General features: G+C 63.2%; 1 protein-coding gene and 1 pseudogene. Both read left to right on the top strand.

Annotated elements, in window-relative coordinates:
* Nucleotides 1-392: antirestriction protein (locus ACT6Q8_RS25455; RefSeq protein ID WP_444739472.1), on the top strand; the 392-nt coding region annotated here is incomplete at its 5' end.
* A 161-nt stretch (nucleotides 393-553) separates the two neighbouring features.
* Nucleotides 554-861, top strand: a pseudogene (locus ACT6Q8_RS25450) (DUF932 domain-containing protein); the annotation flags it as partial.

The following is an 861-nucleotide window of genomic DNA, read 5'->3' as shown; positions in this document are numbered from 1 at the left end:
CGTCTATTGTCCCCGACGATCGCCGCGCGGAATTCCTTCCCACCTTGTTCGGGCGTTCGCTCGTCATCATCGGCGAGAATGCCGTCTATGGTCTCATGGAGAGGCTCAGCCCGCTCGATTACCGCGGCGGGTTCTGGGATTTCTACGAGCAGGACGGCAAGTCGCTGTTTCTAGCTCCGAGATCGACATCGCGTTTCAGGATCACCGGTGAGATCACCGGGTTTCAGGGGGACGTCTCGGCGGAGGCTGCCGGGGTGATCGCGACGCTGTTCGCCTTCTCGCATCTCTCCTTCCAGCATCAATCCGATCGTCTCTCGGAAGGCTACGGCTGCCTCTACGCCTACGCCGCGGACCATCCCGAAGCCTCGGAAATCTTCCAGGCCATCGATTGAGTGTTCCCCTGCGCCGCCGCCTAGGGCGGCGCAGTCGACTGCCCCCACCATAAAGCGCCGCCCATGCGCTGTGGCGCTCTGTGCTTCAACACCCGTTTCGCCCGTCCGGTTGTCCGCAGGAGCGGTCAGCCGCCCGCCCTTTTGTCCAAGGAGACACCAACATGCACACCATGATTTCCAACTCCCGGCCGGCCTCGTCAGGCTTCAAGGTCGATATATCGCGCGGCGAACGCATCGGCCGCGTGTCGTCGGAATGGTTCTCGCGGCCAGACGACGAACGCTACCTGTCCCTTTCCGACCTTCATCGCGCCGTCAGCGCACGGACCGATCAGGCTCGTGTCCGCACCGTCGAAGCCGCCGACGTCCACGTCGAAGCGACCCGCGACAACACCGAGCGCATGTCGCTGATCTTGCCTGGCAGCCGTGAGCCGTTGGCCCCGACCCATTGGAGTTATGGTCAACTCTGCAG

This window comes from Niveispirillum sp. (genome assembly GCF_052437035.1).
Lineage (GTDB): Bacteria > Pseudomonadota > Alphaproteobacteria > Azospirillales > Azospirillaceae > Niveispirillum.
This window is presented reverse-complemented; position numbering and strand designations above follow the sequence as displayed.